At 38.1% G+C, this 19,820-nt stretch carries 13 protein-coding genes; 7 read left to right on the top strand and 6 right to left on the bottom strand.

Translation table 11 applies throughout. From position 1 onward, the window contains the following. Window positions 1-109 precede the first annotated feature (109 nt). A complete protein-coding gene (locus ADS77_RS09940; protein ID WP_054454187.1) occupies window positions 110-1,156 on the top strand; it encodes an isoaspartyl peptidase/L-asparaginase family protein in 1,047 nt (348 codons plus the stop codon). A 33-nt stretch (window positions 1,157-1,189) separates the two neighbouring features. Here ADS77_RS09940 and ADS77_RS21645 read toward each other — a convergent pair whose 3' ends face one another. The 5 genes from ADS77_RS21645 to dinG form a co-directional block, all read right to left on the bottom strand. After that, entirely contained in the window at window positions 1,190-1,339 is a 150-nt protein-coding gene (locus tag ADS77_RS21645) for a DUF2496 domain-containing protein (protein WP_082355653.1), read from the bottom strand. Next, window positions 1,332-1,604 carry a late competence development ComFB family protein gene (locus tag ADS77_RS09945; protein WP_054205463.1) on the bottom strand — a complete coding sequence of 91 codons (273 nt, stop codon included), beginning with the start codon at window positions 1,602-1,604 and terminating at the stop codon, window positions 1,332-1,334. Before ADS77_RS09945 ends, ADS77_RS21645 begins: the two co-directional genes overlap by 8 nt. A 227-nt stretch (window positions 1,605-1,831) precedes the next feature. After that, window positions 1,832-2,452 (bottom strand): primosomal replication protein, encoded by a 621-nt coding sequence (locus ADS77_RS09950; protein WP_054454189.1) that lies wholly within the window; start codon window positions 2,450-2,452, stop codon window positions 1,832-1,834. Continuing rightward, window positions 2,453-3,229, bottom strand: coding sequence for a TSUP family transporter (locus tag ADS77_RS09955; RefSeq protein WP_054454191.1), 777 nt, complete (start codon window positions 3,227-3,229; stop codon window positions 2,453-2,455). Beyond that, entirely contained in the window at window positions 3,229-5,304 is a 2,076-nt protein-coding gene (gene dinG / locus ADS77_RS09960; RefSeq protein WP_054454193.1) for an ATP-dependent DNA helicase DinG, read from the bottom strand. The genes ADS77_RS09955 and dinG overlap by 1 nt, the downstream gene beginning before the upstream one ends. Before the next feature lie 18 nt (window positions 5,305-5,322). Here dinG and ADS77_RS09965 point away from each other — a divergent pair, with 18 nt between their 5' ends. From ADS77_RS09965 to ADS77_RS09990, 6 genes are all read left to right on the top strand, one after another. Further along, a complete protein-coding gene (locus ADS77_RS09965; RefSeq protein WP_410054814.1) occupies window positions 5,323-7,740 on the top strand; it encodes a DNA polymerase II in 2,418 nt (805 codons plus the stop codon). Between the two features lie 274 nt (window positions 7,741-8,014). Next, a complete protein-coding gene (locus tag ADS77_RS09970; RefSeq protein WP_054454194.1) occupies window positions 8,015-10,786 on the top strand; it encodes a TonB-dependent receptor plug domain-containing protein in 2,772 nt (923 codons plus the stop codon). Window positions 10,787-11,574: 788 nt separating this feature from the next. Next, window positions 11,575-14,205 carry a TonB-dependent receptor plug domain-containing protein gene (locus ADS77_RS09975; protein ID WP_054205458.1) on the top strand — a complete coding sequence of 877 codons (2,631 nt, stop codon included), beginning with the start codon at window positions 11,575-11,577 and terminating at the stop codon, window positions 14,203-14,205. A gap of 860 nt (window positions 14,206-15,065) precedes the next feature. Next, window positions 15,066-17,102 carry a response regulator gene (locus ADS77_RS09980; RefSeq protein ID WP_054454196.1) on the top strand — a complete coding sequence of 679 codons (2,037 nt, stop codon included), beginning with the start codon at window positions 15,066-15,068 and terminating at the stop codon, window positions 17,100-17,102. Window positions 17,103-17,198: 96 nt separating this feature from the next. Next, window positions 17,199-17,501 carry an H-NS family nucleoid-associated regulatory protein gene (locus tag ADS77_RS09985; RefSeq protein ID WP_054205456.1) on the top strand — a complete coding sequence of 101 codons (303 nt, stop codon included), beginning with the start codon at window positions 17,199-17,201 and terminating at the stop codon, window positions 17,499-17,501. 65 nt (window positions 17,502-17,566) lie between these two features. After that, window positions 17,567-19,324 carry a DEAD/DEAH box helicase gene (locus ADS77_RS09990; RefSeq protein ID WP_054205455.1) on the top strand — a complete coding sequence of 586 codons (1,758 nt, stop codon included), beginning with the start codon at window positions 17,567-17,569 and terminating at the stop codon, window positions 19,322-19,324. Between the two features lie 71 nt (window positions 19,325-19,395). Here ADS77_RS09990 and ADS77_RS09995 read toward each other — a convergent pair whose 3' ends face one another. Continuing rightward, window positions 19,396-19,728, bottom strand: coding sequence for a ribonuclease E inhibitor RraB (locus ADS77_RS09995; protein ID WP_054205454.1), 333 nt, complete (start codon window positions 19,726-19,728; stop codon window positions 19,396-19,398). Window positions 19,729-19,820 lie beyond the last annotated feature (92 nt).

Below are 19,820 nucleotides of genomic sequence, written 5' to 3' on the forward strand. Positions count from 1 at the left end.
GAAAAAGCGCCTTTAGGCGCTTTTTTTGTGCCTTTTATCTAGTTAAGGTTGTAATTCATCGCCAATTTATTCACATTATAATTACTTATTTTAAATGTTACTGGCCAGTATGAAACTACCTCTCTTAAATGCTTTTATTAGTGTGGCAGCCATTGCTTTAAGCACTCACTCCATTAGTACAATTGCGAACACATCAACTCCATTTGCTATCGCTATTCATGGCGGCGCAGGCACAATTGAAAAAAGTCGTTTTACCCCAGAGCAAGAAAAGGCCTATCGAGCCAAACTACAAGAAGCGGTAGAAACAGGCTATAAGGTGCTTGAGCTGGGCGGTGAAAGCCTAGATGCGGTGACGGCAGCAATTAATGTGTTAGAAAACTCACCTTACTTTAATGCTGGGCGCGGTGCTGTTTATACATATGACGGTAGCCATGAACTTGATGCTTCTATTATGGATGGGCGGGGCCGTCAAGCGGGCGCTGTAGCGGGTGTAAAGCACATTGAAAACCCAATAAACCTAGCGCGTTTGGTGATGGAAAAGTCAGTTCATGTAATGCTTAGTGGTCAAGGTGCTGAAGAATTCGCGAAAGAACACGGTATTCCGTTGGTAGAGAATAACTTATTTGATACAGAGAACCGTTATAAGGCATTGCTAAAAGCAAAAGAAAAGTTAGATAAAGCCAAAGTAACGAGTAAAAATTATCAAGCCGCACATCATGCGTTACCTGTGAACTATAAAATGGGCACTGTTGGTGCAGTCGCACTTGATAAAAAGGGTAATTTAGCTGCAGGTACATCAACAGGCGGTATGACTGCTAAGCGTTTTGGTCGTATAGGAGATTCGCCAGTGATTGGTGCTGGTACTTTCGCTGAAAATGAGTCGTGTGCAGTATCTGCAACTGGGCATGGAGAGTATTTTATTCGCTACAATGTAGCTGCTGATATTTGTGCTCGGGTTAAATATCAAAATAAAACGATTGATCAAGCGGGTGATGAAGTAATTAATGATGTGTTAAAACCAATAGGTGGCACGGGGGGAGTGATCATCGTTGATACTAAAGGTAATATTAGTTTACCTTTTAATACAAGTGGTATGTACCGCGCTAGTAAATCAAACACCCAACCTACGTATGTTGCTATATTTAAAGGGGAGTAGGGCTAAGGAGGTGTTAGCCAGCTTAATGCTGGCTTATTGAATTAGTTTTTTTTCGTAGTCGTTTTTTATGATCTCAAGGGCTTTTAGTACATCTTCAGTTGCTACATTGTGCTCTTCTAGTAGCATGATTAAGTCGACTGCTAATTTTACATGTTCAGGTGCTTGGGTTAACTCTTTACTCATGCAGACTCTTTTTTTTTGCTATTTGTTCAATGGCAACGTTAATAGCAATGGCTACGCGTTCTTCCATTTGTATACGTTCGGCTTGCGGTAGATAAAACGCCATATCTACATCATAACGAATATATCGAGGTGGAAGCTGGTTTAGTACAGTGCAGCAAAAGTCGGCCATAACATCTTCGTTATACTGCTTATCGAGCTCGCGTTTGATTATTTCCTCTATAACTATCTTTTCATAAAAGTTATGAATATCGTCATGTAATCGCACTAGTGTTGCTCCAAATTTATATTTCAGCTACTTCAGTTTATACCACGCGACAGGATAAATCGACAAACGCTATATTATTAAGAGGGCTAAGGAACGGGTGCTAGGTCATGTTGACCTTTCGTGATTGATTTTGCAGCAGTCTATTTGGTATGTAGGCAAGGCTGCGCCTATGGTGTGTGTTGCTTCTCCTAGATTGAACAAATTTCAATCCACAAAGGCAACACGCTCTAGCGTAGTTGCTGTTTCTCTACGATTTGAATTTTTTCTTCGGTGGCTGATATGGCTTTGCGACAACGACCAAGGCGCGCGTGCAGAGCCAGTATCTCCAAGTTTATGGCTTTGGCTTTTACAGGGCCCATATTTTGCATTCGCAGCTTACACTCTTCGACCATCAGTACTAAGCGGCGCTCGAATTCGTGATTTTGTTTAAGCTCGTCGTATAACTCATGGGCAGGCTGCATAATTTGCTTTACAGCTTGCTGATAAGGTAGCGATTTACTCACAGGCTTATTGCGGGGCTTATACGTGCTTTTGTTTTCTTTTTCCCAAATAGGCGTAGATTTAATGACATTAAATACCGCTTGTACCTGATTGCCAATACGCTCTAATGCATAATTGTGAGCATGGCGACGTTCTAATGGCGGAAGGCTATTTACTTCATCTTCAATTTCCAGCACGTAATCAACTAATTTCATGCTTTTTGTAGTGAAAACACCCCGATCAAATAGGCTTGGTTGTGCCTGCATATACCTATTTTTAGCGAATAACTTAGCTTTATCAAATTGTTCAGCATGTTGCTTTAATGTTGTTACTTGCTGGCAAAGTTTATCAAAAGAGTCTGCACGCATTTATAAATACGCCTCATAAATTAGTTTTAGCGCTAGGATTATCACAACGGTATTAAATACCGGGCGAATAAATTTACTGCCAAAGCGTATGGCTGAATGAGCACCTATCCATGCACCTAACATTAAAAAGAAGCCCATGGTGATGCCCAATAAAAAGTTAACATGGCCAAGTGCTATAAAAGTAATGAGGGAGACAAAATTTGATACAAAATTCATTGAACGCGCTAAACCACAATTCAGCAGCAAGCTCATTTTATAGAGTAAGCTATTAGATGCTGTCCAAAAAGTCCCCGCTCCAGGACCGGCTAATCCATCAAAAAAACCTAAGCTTAGGCCTTGTAGCCATTGTTTGATTTTAGTCGCTCTATTTAGTGGCGGTAATTGGTTGTGTTCTACTGTGCTTAAACTACCAAATAGGCTGTAACAGGCTACCATAATGATCACAACAGGAAGTAACTTGTTTAAAAATTCAATACTGAGGTAATCAACAATCAGCGTACCAAGTAATGCACCGATAGCAGTTGCAACAATAGATGCGGCCCAAAATCGAGGGTTAAATAGTTGCTTCCGAAAATAAGTGACACTGGCGGTCAGTGAGCCAAAACTGGCAGCGAGTTTATTTGTGCCCAATGTTAAATGCGGAGGCAGGCCTGCGGTTAATAGTGCGGGTACAGTTAGCATACCGCCGCCGCCGGCAATTGCGTCTATAAAACCGGCGGCCAGAGCCACGGCGCAAAGGAGTGCCCAGGTTGTTGGGTCAAGTGCAAGTTCAAACATTAATAATCAATTTGTCTTTTAAAGGGTGGTAGTGTATCAAGCATGGCTTTACCGTAGCGCTTGGTCACTAAACGGCGATCTAGGATGGTGATCCGTCCCTGATCGTTCTCTTTACGCAGCAGTCTACCACAGCTTTGTACTAATTTCTTGGCTGCATCAGGCACGGTAATCGATAAAAATGGGTTCCCTCCTTTGCTTTGTACAAATTCAGCTTGTGCTTCTTCAATCGGGGAGGTGGGTACGGCGAATGGAATTTTAGTGATCACTAAATTCTCAAGGTATTTACCCGGCAAGTCGAGCCCTTCAGATAAGCTTTGCGTGCCAAACAAAATACTGCCTTTACCTGCGTCGATATTTTTAGTGTGTTGCTTTAATAGCGCTTCGCGCGACATTTCACCTTGGACTAAAATATCAAGATTTCTAGTGCGTAACTCTTTGACTACGTGATCCATTTGCCAATAAGACGCAAACAATACTAAGTTAGCTTGTTGTTTATTTAAATGATTGGGTAATACCTTAGCTAAATGATCACTAAACTCTTTATGAGTTGGCTCTATACTTGAGGTTGGAATATGTAACGTGGCTTGATTAGGGTAATCAAAAGGCGAAGGCACTTTTAAATATTTTACGCCTTCTTCTTTAGTTAATCCTGTTTCATAGGCAAAGTGATCAAATGATCCAAGCGCTGTCAGTGTCGCTGAGCATAAAACAGCGCCAGCGCATTGTCTCCATAATTTATCTTTTAAATAGTAGCCAACTTCAATGGGGCAGTCGCTTAATAAATGATCGTGATGGTTTTTGTACTCTAAGCGCTTTATCCAACGGGCATGCGGCGTGCTTTCACCTTTAGTGGCGTAGCTGTACCATAGTTTATTGAGTTGCTCTAAGCGATTTATGTAATGGCCGCTTTCACCTAAGATAGGATCGGCAACATAAGGTTTGATATCGCCATCACTGACATCTTGCACCAGGGTGTCGTGCATTTTATTTAAACAACGAAGGGCATCGAGCGTAGCTTCACTGATATCTTTGGCTTTAGTGTGTAATGACTCAGGAATTTCACCATGCTCAAAGCGGTATGTATCGTCTTTTGAATAGTTAAAATCGGCATTATCTAAAATATCACGCACGACTTTTAAGTCTTTATTGGCATCATTTATACTGTCGCACAGTTTAAAGTTTTGGCCAATGGCTTTTTGGCCCACGAGTACTTTGGCCATTTTACCACTGAACTTGGTGAGTTTATCAAGCCAGTCAATGGTGCCTTTAATTGTTGCAGCGGCAGATGAAAAGTCGCGAGTAATGTGTGCAAGGTGATGCGCTTCATCTATAACATAAATCGAACTATCAGGCTCAGGTAAAATTTTACCGCCCCCTAAATCTAGATCAGCCAATAGTAATGAATGATTAATTACTAACACATCCATTTGCATTAAGCGCTGGCGGGCGAGTTGAAATGGACAGGTTTGGTGCGCTTTCATTTGCCGTTGGCATGCATGTTTATCACAGGCAATTAATCCCCAAACGCGGTCGGGAATAGTATCAGCCCAGCTATCTCGATCGCCTTGCCACTTTTTCTTGGTGTAAGCATCGTATAATTGTTGCAAGCATCTAGTTTCCATTGCGCTCAGTGGCGAAGCAAGGGTTGGCATAAACTCCATTTGTGTTTGATTATCACCATTTATGGCGTTATGTAGTTTATGCGCACATATATAGCGCTGACGACCTTTCACTAAATCAAATTTAAAATCTAAGCCTGAATGCTTTTTAAAAAATGGCAGCTCTTTACTTATTAGCTGCTCTTGTAGTGCAACGGTGGCGGTAGAAATAATTAATTTCTTTTTTTGTGCAAGCGCCAGTGGTAATGCCCCTAAACAATACGCGAGGGATTTACCGGTACCCGTGCCGGCTTCAATAACACAAATGCGCTGTTTTTTGTGGTATTCACCCGCCAGTGTTTTGGCTATTTCGGCGACTAAATAATTTTGACTGCTTCGAGGGCGATAATCACTGAGGTTATCAGCCACATGCTTATGAATTTTTCTTATCGTCGTTTTTAATGCATCAGAAAGCATGGGGGAATAACCTAAAGTATGTATATAATTACAGTGCTGTATATTAATTGGGATCGAACATTGACACAAGCAATCTATCAAGGCTTTATACTTTCAAGGCAGCAATATGCTGCAGACAAGTATAGTCGCCATTGCGGGATCACACTGTGCTATTGGCTAAGCTCTGATCACGGACCGATAAAAGTGTTAGTACCAAATCAACACGCTGTATTTTTTATTCCTAGAAAGCAACACGCTTTAGCACAGCACTTGCTATTAAAACAAAATATAAGCGCCGAGTTTAAAGATGTTTCCATCAAACATTTCAGTGGTGAAGAATGCATAGCCTGTTATTTTTCAAGCTCACACGCGCTATATGAAGCAAAACAGCTGTTTGAAAGCCACACTTTAGATGAACACATCACAGTATATGAAGGCGATGTGCGCCACAGCGATCGCTTTTTAATGGAGCGTTTTATTCGTGGTGGAGTATGGGTTACCGGAGATGTGACTCAGCAAGCAGGTTTTATTCAAATTGATAACGCACAACTAAAAGCAGCTGATTCTTATACTCCACAGTTTAAAACGCTGTCACTGGATATTGAATGCAGTGGTGAAGGTGTATTGTTTTCAGTTGGCTTAGTGGGTCAGGGCATTGATTACGTGATTATGGTTGGTGAGCCACAACACAGTGAACAAACAATTTGTTGGTGCCATGATGAAATCGATTTATTAAATCAGTTAAAAAGCCTGATACAGCAAGTTGACCCTGATATTATTATTGGCTGGAATGTCATTGAGTTTGATTTTAATGTACTCAATAGGCGCGCGGATGCTCTTGGTGTTAAATTGTTGTTTGGTCGAGGTAATGGACAACTACAGATCAGAAAAGGGCATTTTACCCGCTTAACCTTGCCCGGTCGCTGCGTTATAGATGGTATTGATACTTTAAAAAATGCCACCTACCATTTTGATAGTTTTTCGTTAGCAAATGTAAGCCACAAAATACTGGGCGAAAAAAAATTAATTCAAAGCGATAACCGCCTGAGTGAAATTATTCGTCAATACAATGAAGATAAACTCTCACTCGCAGCCTATAACCGACAAGACTGCGTGCTCGTTAATCGTATCTTTGAAAAGTTAAAGCTTATTGAATTTGCTATTGTACGTACGCAACTAACAGGGCTTGAATTGGAGCGAATGGGCGGCTCTGTCGCTGCGTTTACTAATTTATATTTACCTTTATTACATCGCAGTGGGTACGTTGCACCGAACTTAGGTGATCATGGCTTATCGTTTGAAAGCCCTGGCGGGTTTGTAATGGAATCAATCCCTGGGCTTTATAAAAATGTGATTGTGCTGGACTTTAAAAGCCTGTATCCATCTATTATGCAAACCTTCTGTATTGACCCTCTGGGGTTAATTCGTGGTTTAGATGATCCTGATAACGCAATCGCGGGGTTTGAGGGGGCGTTATTTTCCCGCACAGAACACCATTTGCCAAACCTAATTAAAAAGTTAGCATCCTCAAGGCAACACGCAAAAAACACAGATCAACCCATGCTGTCACAAGCGATTAAAATTATCATGAACAGTTTATACGGTGTGCTAGGCTCCAAAGGTTGCCGGTTTTATGATCCACGCTTATCCAGCTCTATTACTTTGCGCGGTCATGAAATTATGCAAACTACCAGGCAATGGATTGAAGAGCTTGGTTACACGGTTATTTATGGTGATACGGATTCAACGTTTGTGAGTTTACCCGATGAACTTGATCCACAGGGTTGTAAAGCAATCGGCAAGCAACTCGCTATAACAATTAATGAAAAGTGGCAAAATACTATAAAACAACGCTTTGCAACGCAAAGTTATTTGGAAATAGAGTTTGAAACACTTTATAGCCCATTTTTTATGCCAACCATACGTGGTAAAACCACCGGTTCAAAAAAACGCTATGTTGGTCAAGTACAAACAGGCGACGAAAAAAAACTGGTGTTTAAAGGTATGGAAACCGTGCGCAGTGATTGGACACAATTAGCACATGAGTTCCAAACTGAGCTTTTTGAAACGTTATTCAGCGACACTTTTAACGTTGCAATGTTACACCCTATTATTGAAAGCTACATTAGCCGGTTATATGCCGGAGAATTTGACGATAAACTCGTATACAGGAAAAAACTCGGTCAGCATTTGGCTGATTACCAAAAAAACATCCCTCCCCAAGTACAAGCCGTTAAAAAGCACCAAGCAACTCACCCAGAGTTTGAGATAAGTAAAGGTCAAATAGTTGAATATGTATATACAACGTCAGGTGCTCAATTATATCTCGTTGACCATAAGTTTGATTATGCAATCTACGTAGAAAAACAGATCAAACCAATTGCTCAAATGATATTAACTCCCCTCAACCAAGACTTTATTAGTTTAAAAAAAGCGCAATTAAACCTTGGTATATAATATCAAATGTAGGGATAGTGTATCTTTTACGGTAACAAAATAAGAACATTTGGTTTGAGTCGGTTTGTTTATAGTCCCTAAAACAACATCATTTGTCCCGTTTTTGTTTATTATTTGGTGTTTATTTACAATTTAGTTTAAATAAAAGTAAACAGATGTTGGCAGTATTCGTTTTTTTGTTTAGTATCTTTGTGTGTTCGAAACCTAAATGTTTCGATAGTTCACAAAAACGAAACAAAAATAACCACAAGATAGTGGTCCCAGGGAGAATCAAATGTTAAATAATAAAATTTCAAAAGCTGTTCGCTTAGCGATTGCTTTTGGTGCTGCATCAACAGCTGTGTTTTCTGCAAGCTCAATTGCTGCTGAAGAAGGTGCAGAAAAAGTTGAACGTATTCAGGTAACAGGTTCACGTATCAAAAGAACAGATTTAGAAAGCGCTAGCCCTGTACTTGTACTTGATCGCTCAGATATTGCTGCAAGTGGTCAGATTAGTATTGGTAATATTTTACAGCAAATTCCAGCTGCGGGTGCTGCATTAAACACTGCTTTTAACAACGGCGGTAATGGTGCTACTAATATGGATTTACGTAACCTTGGTGCTCAACGCCTACTAGTTTTAGTAAACGGTAAGCGCTGGGTTTCATCTTTAGGTTCAACAGTTGATTTGAATACTATTCCTGCTGCTTCAATTGAGCGTATTGAAGTTGTAAAAGATGGAGCTTCAGCAATCTATGGTTCTGATGCAATTGCAGGCGTTGTAAATATTATCACACGAAAAGATTTTGATGGTGTAGAGCTTTCAGTTTATGGTGGCGAAAACTTAAAATATAATGATGGTCGTCAATATTCAGCTGATTTAACTATTGGCACCACCTCTGATAAAGGTGGATTAATGATGAATGTTAGTCACGTGACTCAAGCTGAAATTTGGGCTGGTGACCGTGATATTTCTTCGAAAGGTAATAGTTCAACAACAGATAAAGGTCGCCTTCGTTTAACCTCAAGTGCGATATCTTCCTCGCTTAGAGATGACTTACTAGCACAGGGATATACCGAGAATAATGCTGGAAAGTCTAATGCTGGATTTGACTTGGTTCCTAATGGAGCAGGTTCAACTGTAGGTATTGGTTCATTTAGAGATCGCGATGGTGATGTATACAACTACGCACCTGAAAACTATCTATCAACCCCACAAGTACGTAATAGTATGTATGTCCAAGCATTTTATGATTTATCTGATGATGTTAGGGTTGTTTCTGACTTTATGATGACGAACCGTGAATCAACTCAGTTATTAGCTGCTATGCCTCTTACTATTGGTGCATCTTTTGGTGCTGCTGCAAGCCGCGTTGATATTCATAAAAATAACATCTATAACCCTTTCGGTGAAACTTTATACGGTGATTCTGCACGTTCAGGCGTTGACGGATATGTACCTTATGCTGGGCAACGTCGATTTGTAGAAGCTGGTAATCGTATTTATAGACAAAATGATACAACATACCGTGCAATGGTTGGTTTAGAAGGCAGTGTTGGTGATACATCTTGGGTGTGGGATGCGTCATACATTTATGGTAAAAATAGCCAAGATGTTTTGACCACAGGTTTACTTAATTTAACACGTATCAACCAGGCGCTTGGAGATAACTGTAATGTGTCTACATCATGCGTGCCACTTAACTTATTTGGTGGTTTAGGGTCTATAACACCTGAAATGGTCGATTATGTAACCTTCGATAGTGTATCTCGTCAAGGTCTAGAACTAAAAGATTATACCGTAAACTTCGCAGGCGATGCATTTGAGTTACCAGCAGGTGTGGTTGGCATGGCTATTGGTCTAGAGCGTCGTGAGGAAAGCGGTTACGATACTCCAGATCCATTAACACAAAGTGGTGAATCATCAGGCAACCAGCGAGATGCTACTGGTGGAGGCTTCCGATTAGATGAAGCTTATATTGAGCTTTCAATACCTGTGCTTGAAGGGTTAACTATTTCACCAGCAATCCGTTTTTCAGACCACAGTGCATACGGTAGTAATTCTACAGCTAAAGTAGGTGTAGAATACCGCCCAATTGACGATATTTTATTACGTGGTACATGGGCTGAAGGTTATAGAGCACCATCGATTTCAAACTTATATGCAGGTAATGCTGATTCATATCCATCATTAACAGATCCATGTAATTCTGTAGAGGGTAAAGTACCAGCTCTACCTGGTTGTGCTGGCGTTCCAGATGGATATGCTCAAGCAAATACACAAATTCGTATTACAAATGTATCGTCACCAGATCTTAAACCAGAGGAATCTGAGTCAAAAACATTTGGCGTTGTATATAATCCAAGTTATATCGATGGTTTAGAATTCACAATTGATTACTATGATATTGAAGTTACAAATTCAATCGGACGTTATGGTGCATCAAGACTTTTAAATGAATGCTCAACGGGTGATAACGCTAAGTCTTGTGATTATATAGATCGTGATTCGAACGGTAATGTTGTTGACTTACGTAACTTCTTACAAAATTCAGGTGATTATAACGTTGAAGGTATTGATTTTTACACGGCATACAAATTTGATACTGAATTTGGTAGCTTTAAAACGTCTCTAGATTTGTCGTATGTGATGACAAATGAATTTGATGGTGATGATCAAGTTGGAATTCAATTTGGTAATGCTGGTTTTCCTGAATATAAAGGCACATTTGCAGTTGATTGGTCGATGGGAGACTTTGATGCTCATTGGCAAACTCGTTATGTAGATCGTTTACAAAACAATTACGATGTATTATATGGAGCAGAAAACTACCCAGGTATGGCTGCTGAAATTGGTTCTTACTTCATACATGATGTTTCTGTTGGTTACGCATTAGATGCTTACAATACCAAATTATCATTAGGTATTGAAAATTTATTTGCTAAAGAGCCATCACCAGAATATAGCAATAACGATATTGCTATTTCTACTAACAACTTCTCAGTTACTGAGTATGATGTAAATATGGACCGCTTCGTATACCTACGAGCAACTATAAAGTTTTAATATTTTAAAATACTAAAATACTAAAAGCCACTGTTGAGTGGCTTTTTTATTGAGTCAAAATAATTAAGTAAAAACTATAACTGGATTGGAGTACATGCAAAAGAAATATATAGAAAAGGTCATGCAAGGAAACAACTATAAACTCCACACTATTTCAAGGGTGCTGTACTACGCATCTGTGTTTCTATTTATTAGAGTTCGGATTAGTCAATCAGAACTCCTTCTTATTTTAAAACGACAAATATCATTATTTTTCTATCGCTTGCCGCTTGCCGCTTGGTGTACCTTATGATTGCATCGTGTTTATTCTATGCAATTGAGAATATTATCTAACCAAGGGTAACAGGTGTAACTATTTGGCAATTAATAGAGTACAACTTCAATTCTTTTTAAGATCTAATTAAGATCTAACCTATGGATTACCATTAGACCTTTTATACATAGCTTAAATAATATGATCTCAAATTTATAAAGTCAATTTAGTCATTGATTTTTATTGTTTTTTATTTCCCCCCGTATATGTTGCTTTCGTTAACAGGAACTCATAATTTATATCAATAAAAAGGGTGTAAGCAATACGTTGCAATAATCGTGTATTGTCCGCTTTTGTTTTTTTACTGTAAATTTTTTGATTTTAAAGTTAAATAACAGTTGACCATACACTGTCCCTGATATTAGTATCTCTTTCAGCAATTTCGGTACTTAGATATTATAAATAGTAATAAGTTCCTTTTTTGTTTGAATTTTATACTAATAATCATATGAAAAATATGACCAGGGAGAATCAAATGTTAAATAGTAAAGTTTCAAAGGCAGTTCGTATTGCGATCGCTTTTGGTGCTGCTTCAACAGCGGCATTTTCTGCAAGTTCGTTTGCAGCTGAAGATGAAAGTGTAGAAAAAGTTGAACGTATTCAAGTTACTGGCTCACGTATCAAGCGTACTGATCTTGAAGGTACAAGTCCTGTATTTTCTATCTCTCGCAGTGATATTGATGCATCAGGTGAGTTATCTGTTGCAGATGTATTAAGAGACACAAATTTCAACTCATTCGGTTCTTTCTCAGAATCTTCAGGTTTTGGTAGTGGTGCTCAGGGTACTGCAACTGTTTCATTACGCGGCATGGGTTCAGGTCGTACTTTAGTGCTTGTTGATGGTAAGCGTCTAGCTCCATCACCTGGTTCATCTGGCTCGACAGTTGATTTGAATACAATTCCATTTGCTGCGATTGAGCGTATGGATCTAGTAACTGATGGTGCATCAGCTATATATGGTTCTGACGCGGTAGGTGGTGTTATCAACATCATTCTTCGTAAAGACTTTGAAGGTTTTAATGTAACTGCTCAGGCTCAAAGACCTTCAAATGAAGGTGGCGATCAAGAGTCTGTATCTTTCACATTCGGTACATCAAACGAGAAAGGTAATATCATCATGAGCTTAGAGCATGATGTTAAAGACATCATCTATACTCGTGACAGAGATTATTTATCAGCTAACATCGCTGATAACTTTGAAGACTCGACTGGCGTAAGTATGAGTGCTCGTAATATTGAGTACACTGTTAAGAATGCTGCTGGAGAATTCCGTACAGAATACCGCCCGGCACAACTTGCAGGCGTTAGCTTATGTGATGACCGTTTTGTTGGTGTAATGCCACATGGTGGTGAGAGATATCCTGACTCTACAGTATGTCCATTCGATCATACTAAATTTTCAGCACAAACATCTAAACTTGAACGTACCAATCTATATACATTTGGTCGTTATAGCCTAACGGATGATATTGAACTTTCAATTTCATCATTAGCGACACGTAAAGCATCATTTGGACGTTTTGCTCCAGCCGCTGGTTCATTTAATGTAACAGGTACAGATCTTGCTGCAGATAGTATCCAACTAGCCGCAGGTGATGAAGTTACTGCTGCAAAAGCTAATTGGCGTTTTGCTGATAACGGTAATCGCGATGGCCGTACAGAAGAGTTAATGATTGACTTTAAAATTGGTCTCGACGGTATTACCGATTGGGGTAACTGGACTACAGGTTTCCAACGTAACCTTAACCGTATTAACCAACATGGTTCTGGCTATGTTAACAAGATTTTTGCAGAGCAATTTGCTAAAGAAGGTACTTTAACAGACCCGACTTCAATTGCTTTAATGCAGCATACAATCATCATTGATAATAAATCAGACTACACAAGCGCGTTTGCTGGTGTTGGTTTCGATAGCTTAGCTGAATTACCTGGTGGTGATTTAGGCTTATATATTCATGGTGAATTTATGAGCACAAACTTTAAGCGCACAGTTGATCCTCTAAGTGATGCTAATGCGGTTATTGGTTCGGCTGGTGGTTCAACTATCGGTGATAGAATAAGTAGAGCAGTAGCTGTTGAAGCTTCATTACCTGTGCTTGATAATTTAGATATTACTTTAGCTGCACGTTATGATAGTTACTCTGATTTCGGTTCAAAAGTGTCACCTCAAATCGGTGTGAAGTATGACTTCATGGAAGGTTGGGCTGTACGTTCTAGCTGGGGCAAAGGTTTTGCTGCACCGACATTTGGCGCATTATTCACAAAGAGTCAAGGTTTCCCATGGACTTATGTTGAAGGTGAAGGTTGGTCTCAAATTGAACAAAATTCAATTGGTAATAAAGACCTTGAAGCAGAAGAATCAGAAACATTCAATATTGGTTTGATTGGTGAAATTACTGATGGCGTTTCATTCACACTTGATTACTACAGTATTAAACTTGAGAATGAAGTAACATCTTACGATCGTTATAGAATCTTAGATGATATTGAAGACGGAAATGTTCCACCGGCACCAAATGGCGTAGAGTTTAATGCGTCAGGTTCACCAGAACGTTTCTTCGTCAGCTATGTAAATGATGGCCAAACAAAACAGACAGGTCTTGATTTTAATATCAATAGTCGTTTTGAAACTGATTTAGGTACATTCTCAGCTAAATTAGCTTATAGCCACATTTTTGAGTACTTGTCACCATATAATGGCGATGCAAATAACCTAGTAGACCTGATTGGTTTAAGAGACCGTCCTCAAGATCGTTGGACTGCAACATTTGGTTATAATATCTCAGATCATAACGTAACATTAGTTGCAAAATATATTGACTCACAGCTAAATGACTCTGAGTATAATGCAGATTGTAAGTGTTACACTGTAGATCCTGATGCTAGCGATACTGATAATGTTGCGACTTATGTAGATTCACATACAGAACTAGATCTATCATATGCTTACAATGTTAGCGATGATCTTAAAGTTTCTGTAGGTGTTCGTAACCTAACAGACGAAACACCTGAGTTCCAAGATCCAATCACACAGTCAAAATTCAGTGCTGATGTATATAGCATTCAAGGCCGTGTAGCTTATGCAGGCTTTAACTTTAACTTCTAATATTTTTAGATACTAAAGTTTAATTATATAATGGTTTGCTTGCTTTTTAATTAAAGCAAGCAAACCTTTTTATTAATATCCATTTATTTTTGACACTTCAAGTTAAGTAATAACATTAATTTATTCATAGCTTTATAATTACTCCCCCCCTTTTTTTGTTGATTTAAGTTGGTAAGTATTTTCTTAGCAAGAAAAATAACATTAGATACATTTATCTTTTTTACATATTATATTAGGCGTAATAAATTTTACTATCCTAAGTTAACCTAGCAAGTTACAACTATTTATTGATGAAACTAGATTTTCTTTATCCAAAAATACTAACGTTGTAAAAAATAGAATGCGTTTTTAGTTTATCGCTATATTTAATAGAATAGCCGATATTGCTAAGCGTCTTAAGTACTGTTGAATTAAGGGGTGAGTTCAAACTACGTTAAAAACCCTAGTGGGTTTTATTAATAAGCTCATAAAAAGTGCTTCAGCTGAGTTTACCCCCTTGCAACTGACGCGTACCTCATTATAAAAAATTATAAAGCACATGCGGAGGTGTTAGCGAGAAATATAAGGATATTCACTTGAGATTCAATTAAACACGAATAATCTCAAAGGAAAAACTTATGCATTAAGTAACCTTAAACAGCTTAACTAATATAAAGTGTGATGAGTCCACAGTTCTTAATCTTGAAGACACTGGTGTTTAGATAATTGTCTGTAATTACAAAGAAATACATGACTGAACGCCTTTATGATCTCAATTATGTATATCTAAATAAATTATTATTTCATTTAAATAAGATTTGAGTGCTAGGATTGTTAAAGGTATTTCAATTACGACTTCTTTTATAATATAAGTGACTTTAATGATTTTTAGTTTTTTACTAATATTGACCACCGCTGTGACCACTTACCTTATAGTTAAAAAAATAACGGTGAGAAAACTTCTATCTAGCAGTCAACATGAAGACCATAAGCAATTAAATCAGTTCAATAATACGCAAAAAATGATAGATGATATGCCGCTGATGATAGTTGTTGAAGATAAATATCATCAACGTTTAATGTGGAATGAGTCTTTTGAGAATACATTTAGTAAGCAGTGGGATGAAAATAATCGAGCTTATAATACTAACTCTTTAATTGCTGATGTTTTTATTACACAGAATAATGAGGTATTACACTCTCAAGTTTGCCGCGAATATAACATTCAGCTTATTGATAATAATAGTAAGTTGGTAAATATATTTTATGTAAAGCAACCATACCTTGATTTAGAGGGAGGTGTAACAGGAGTGATGACCTTAATAACACAGGTTTCTGAAGTTGAAGAAGCGTTTACTCAAAATGATCTCATTCATCAGTATTTACCTCAACTAGTTGAAAATATACCTGGTGGATTTTGTCAACTTGAATACTTTAATAACGCAGAGGGGAGGTTTACTTATCTTTCTCTAGGAGCCCAAAAAATATTAGGGCTCGCTGACGACTATATTAATCATCGAGGTGTTGTTGGGTGCATTTCACCTTCGGTTGTTGATCAAGACCGTGTAACAATTGCTAAAGCGTTTAAAGAAGGCGCGAGCAAGGGAGAAAATATCGATTGCCAGTTTCGTTATAAATCTAAGAATGAAATCCGTCGATGCCGTTTTATTGCAATTGTAAACCCTCAGTCACTACCTGAAGATGAAGGGGCTTCATGGCATGCAATACTATTTGATATCACAGAAAAATTACAACGGAAAAACAATGTAAATCTGAATGAAAATAAAGCTATTGATGAAAAAGGTGACCTATGGCATGTATTTTTAGATGATGAAAAATTAATTAATTTACTAGATATGTGCCAGGTTAGTTATCAACAACGAAATATAAAAGACTTTAAAGACGAATTTAAAAAGCCGGTATTTATTATAGTCTGTGAAGATGATTTAGATGTTTATTTAGGCTGTGATAAAGTAAGGAAATTAGCTGAATTTTCTGGTCGAATAATTGTAATTACTAAAAATAAAGATGATATTTATCATTTGCAAAATAATTTAATTAAAATATCTTATGAATCAATCAATGTAGTGACACTTAAAGAAGCATTTAAAATGCTTGCTCAGGGTATACAGAAAAAGAATAAAAAAGATCTTCCACGAAAACTCAGTGGCAATATTTTAGTTGCAGAGGATAATCAAGTTAATCAGTTATTAATACAAAAACAGTTCGAAAGTTTTGGTTTAAAAGTAACACTTGCAGATAACGGAAAGACCGCGTTTGAATTACTAAATACTAAACCATTCCAAATGGTAATCACTGATTGCAATATGCCGATTTTAGATGGCTTTCAATTAACCTCAAAAATTAGACAGCACCGCGACGTTGCAGTGAAGTGTATTCCAGTAATTGGGATGACCGCAGATGATTCAAAAGAGATAATTAATAAAGCGCTTACAGGTGGAATGGACTGTGTGATATTTAAGCCCTATTCACTAGCTCAACTGTACGAAACGCTTGTTGAATATCTACCACCATACGTATTATTAAACAGCCGTGAGGAACAGCTTAAAGACTCTCTCAGTGACGAGGTTTCATTGTCGCACTGGGTAACGGTATTTGGCAATAAGCAAGATGCACTTGCGATGGCACATGTTTTCCATGATACGTTGAAAAAGGATCTCATTGATTTAAACCATGCGTGTGCGATAAACGATGCCAAACAATATGAAAAAGTACTCCATCGAATAAAAGGCTCAATAGTGATGGTTAAAATAAAAACACTTGCGAGTAAGATAAAGGCATGTGAAATACAGCTAGCTGAAGAAGGTATTACTAAAAACAATAAATCTGTAACATTAATAAGTGAATTAACGATATTAAATAACATGGTTGCTAGTTGGTTAGACAAAGTGGATTAAATACTGGGTTCATCTTGGCCTAATATATAAAATAAGCTTATAATTTAATTGAATCATCTATCTAATTTTATAACTTAACAATTTAGTGAGTAAAAAATGAAAGAAGTTAAAGCATTTATTAAATCAGCTAGCCTTATTGAGCTAGAAAAAGCACAAGCATTACTAGGTGCTGCAATAGCAAAACATACTGAGCAACAACAAGCAAAACAAGACGTACTAGACCTGTTAAAAGAAAAAGGTTTAACTCTTGAGGATTTGCAAGATATCGTTGGCGATAAGCGTACCAAAGTATTACCGAAGTACCGTATTGAACATGAAGGTAAAATAGTTGAGTGGACCGGTAGAGGTAAGCGTCCTAAAGCATTTCAAGATGTTGATTTAACCAAACACCTAGCTTAATGTTTTGGGAGGCCGAGTGCCTCCCATATTAGTTTTCTTTCTTATTCATTAGTTGCAGTCATTAAATGAGTTATGTATTAAGGCCTTACCAACAAGAGGCTGTTGCACGTACTGTTGCCTTTTTTAGAAAGACAGATTCTCCTGCTTTAATTGTTCTCCCCACTGGTGCAGGCAAAAGTTTAGTCATTGCCGAGCTTGCTCGTATTGCTAAACAGAAAATACTCGTATTAGCGCATGTAAAAGAACTCGTTGAACAGAATGCGCAAAAGTATGAAAGCTTTGGCCTAGCAGCGAGTGTTTTTTCTGCTGGGTTAAAACAAAAATCCTTATCTGAGCAAGTTACTTTTGCAAGTATTCAATCGCTTTCTCGTAATTTAAATCAACTCAATGAACATTATTCATTAGTAATTATTGATGAATGTCACCGAGTCAGTGGTGATGATAAAAGCCAATATGCTAAAGTAATTGATGCGTTAAAACGTCATAATGCAAAGTTAAAAATATTAGGCTTAACCGCGACTCCTTATCGCTTGGGGATCGGGTGGGTGTATCATCGTCATTACCATGGTTTTGTGCGAGGGAATGCTGAGAGTCCATTTAAAGAGTGCATTTTTGAATTGCCGCTTCGTTACATGATTAAACACCAATTTTTAACACCACCGAAAGAGCTTGATGCGGCAATCAGTCATTATGATTTTTCGTCGTTATCGAGCAATGCATTTGGTCAATATAGTCAGCAAGATTTAAATCAATTATTGCAAGCGAATACTCGCGCTACACAAACGATCTGTGAAGATATAGTAAAGCACAGTGAAAACCGTGAAGGTGTCATGATTTTTGCTGCGACGGTTCGCCATGCGCAAGAAGTTGTTGGTTATTTACATGGACAAAGCTGTGCACTGATCACGGGAGATACCGGTCATAGTGAGCGAGATAAAATAATTGCAAAATTTAAGCAAAGACAATTGAAATTTTTAGTGAATGTGTCAGTGCTTACTACTGGTTTTGATGCCCCCCACGTTGACTTTATTGCTATTTTAAGGCCCACTGAATCGGTTAGCCTTTATCAGCAAATAGTTGGGAGGGGGCTGCGTTTATCATCAGGGAAAAGTGATTGCTTAGTTATTGATTATGCGGGTAATGGCTTTGATCTTTTTCATCCTGAAGTTGGCAGTAAAAAAGGTAATAGTGATAATGAGCCTGTGCAGGTACTTTGTCCTGGGTGTGGGTTTGCTAATATTTTTTGGGGCAAAATAGACGGCGCAGGAAAAGTCATTGAACATTTTGGTCGTCGCTGTAAAGGCTTGCTTGAAGATGAACATGGCTATAAAGAGCAATGCGATTATCGGTTTCGTTTTAAGGAATGCGACAACTGTGGAACACAAAATGATATTGCTGCCAGAGAATGCCATTCTTGCCATGCTATAATGGCAGATCCTGATGACAAGCTGCGAGCAGCACTGAACTTAAAAGATGCGCTAGTACTGCGTTGCAGTGGCTTAAGCGTATCTACTTTGGTAAACCATACGCAGATTATTAAGCTAACTTACTTTGACGAAGATGGTGCAAGTTGCGATGAAATATATGATTTTTCAAAACCGGGGGCGCGCTACATTTTTAATAAGCAATTTGGTAAACGTACTAATAATGGGCAAACACCGGTTGATTATAAACTGGCCGAACAAGTCATCGAAAATGAAACATTATTGGTAGCGCCCGATTTTGTGATTGCCCGAAAAAGTAAAAAATATGGCTGGAAAGTCGCAGATAAATTGTTTGATTATCAAGGCAGCTTTAGAAAAGCGAATCAGTTAAGTCGTTAATTCACTTAACTGATTTTATGACCGATCTAAGTTTACACTTGGAGGGGGTTATTCGTAATTATACTAACGTACTAATCATTACCATCCATTAATCCCCAACCATCCCCATAACCTTTATAGCCATTGGCGATACTTTCTAAATACTGCTCTGTTTGGCCTAGTAGAGTGTGATCTGGCACCATTTCAACTTGTGTAATTACTTCCCAAATACCCGTGTCTTCACACTGTACTAATTCGGTTGCAGGGGCGAGCTCATCTTCAGCTATGGCTGTGGCGAATGTTTCAGCATCGCTCTTTTGTTCAAATAAAATATAAAAATCAATTTTGTGCATGCGTGCTAAATCAATACCAGCAGCCGCTATTTCTGTTAAAAGTTGGCCATTGTCATCATCAGGAAAGTGCATTTAAAAACCCAGTAAAAATAATTCAAATTAGTTAGTGCCATTGTAACTAAAATTAAGCGCTTTAGCGTACTAATTTTCACATTTGAGTTACT

Origin of the sequence: Pseudoalteromonas porphyrae, from assembly GCF_001298125.1 — a bacterium.
In the GTDB taxonomy this organism is placed as follows: domain Bacteria; phylum Pseudomonadota; class Gammaproteobacteria; order Enterobacterales; family Alteromonadaceae; genus Pseudoalteromonas; species Pseudoalteromonas neustonica.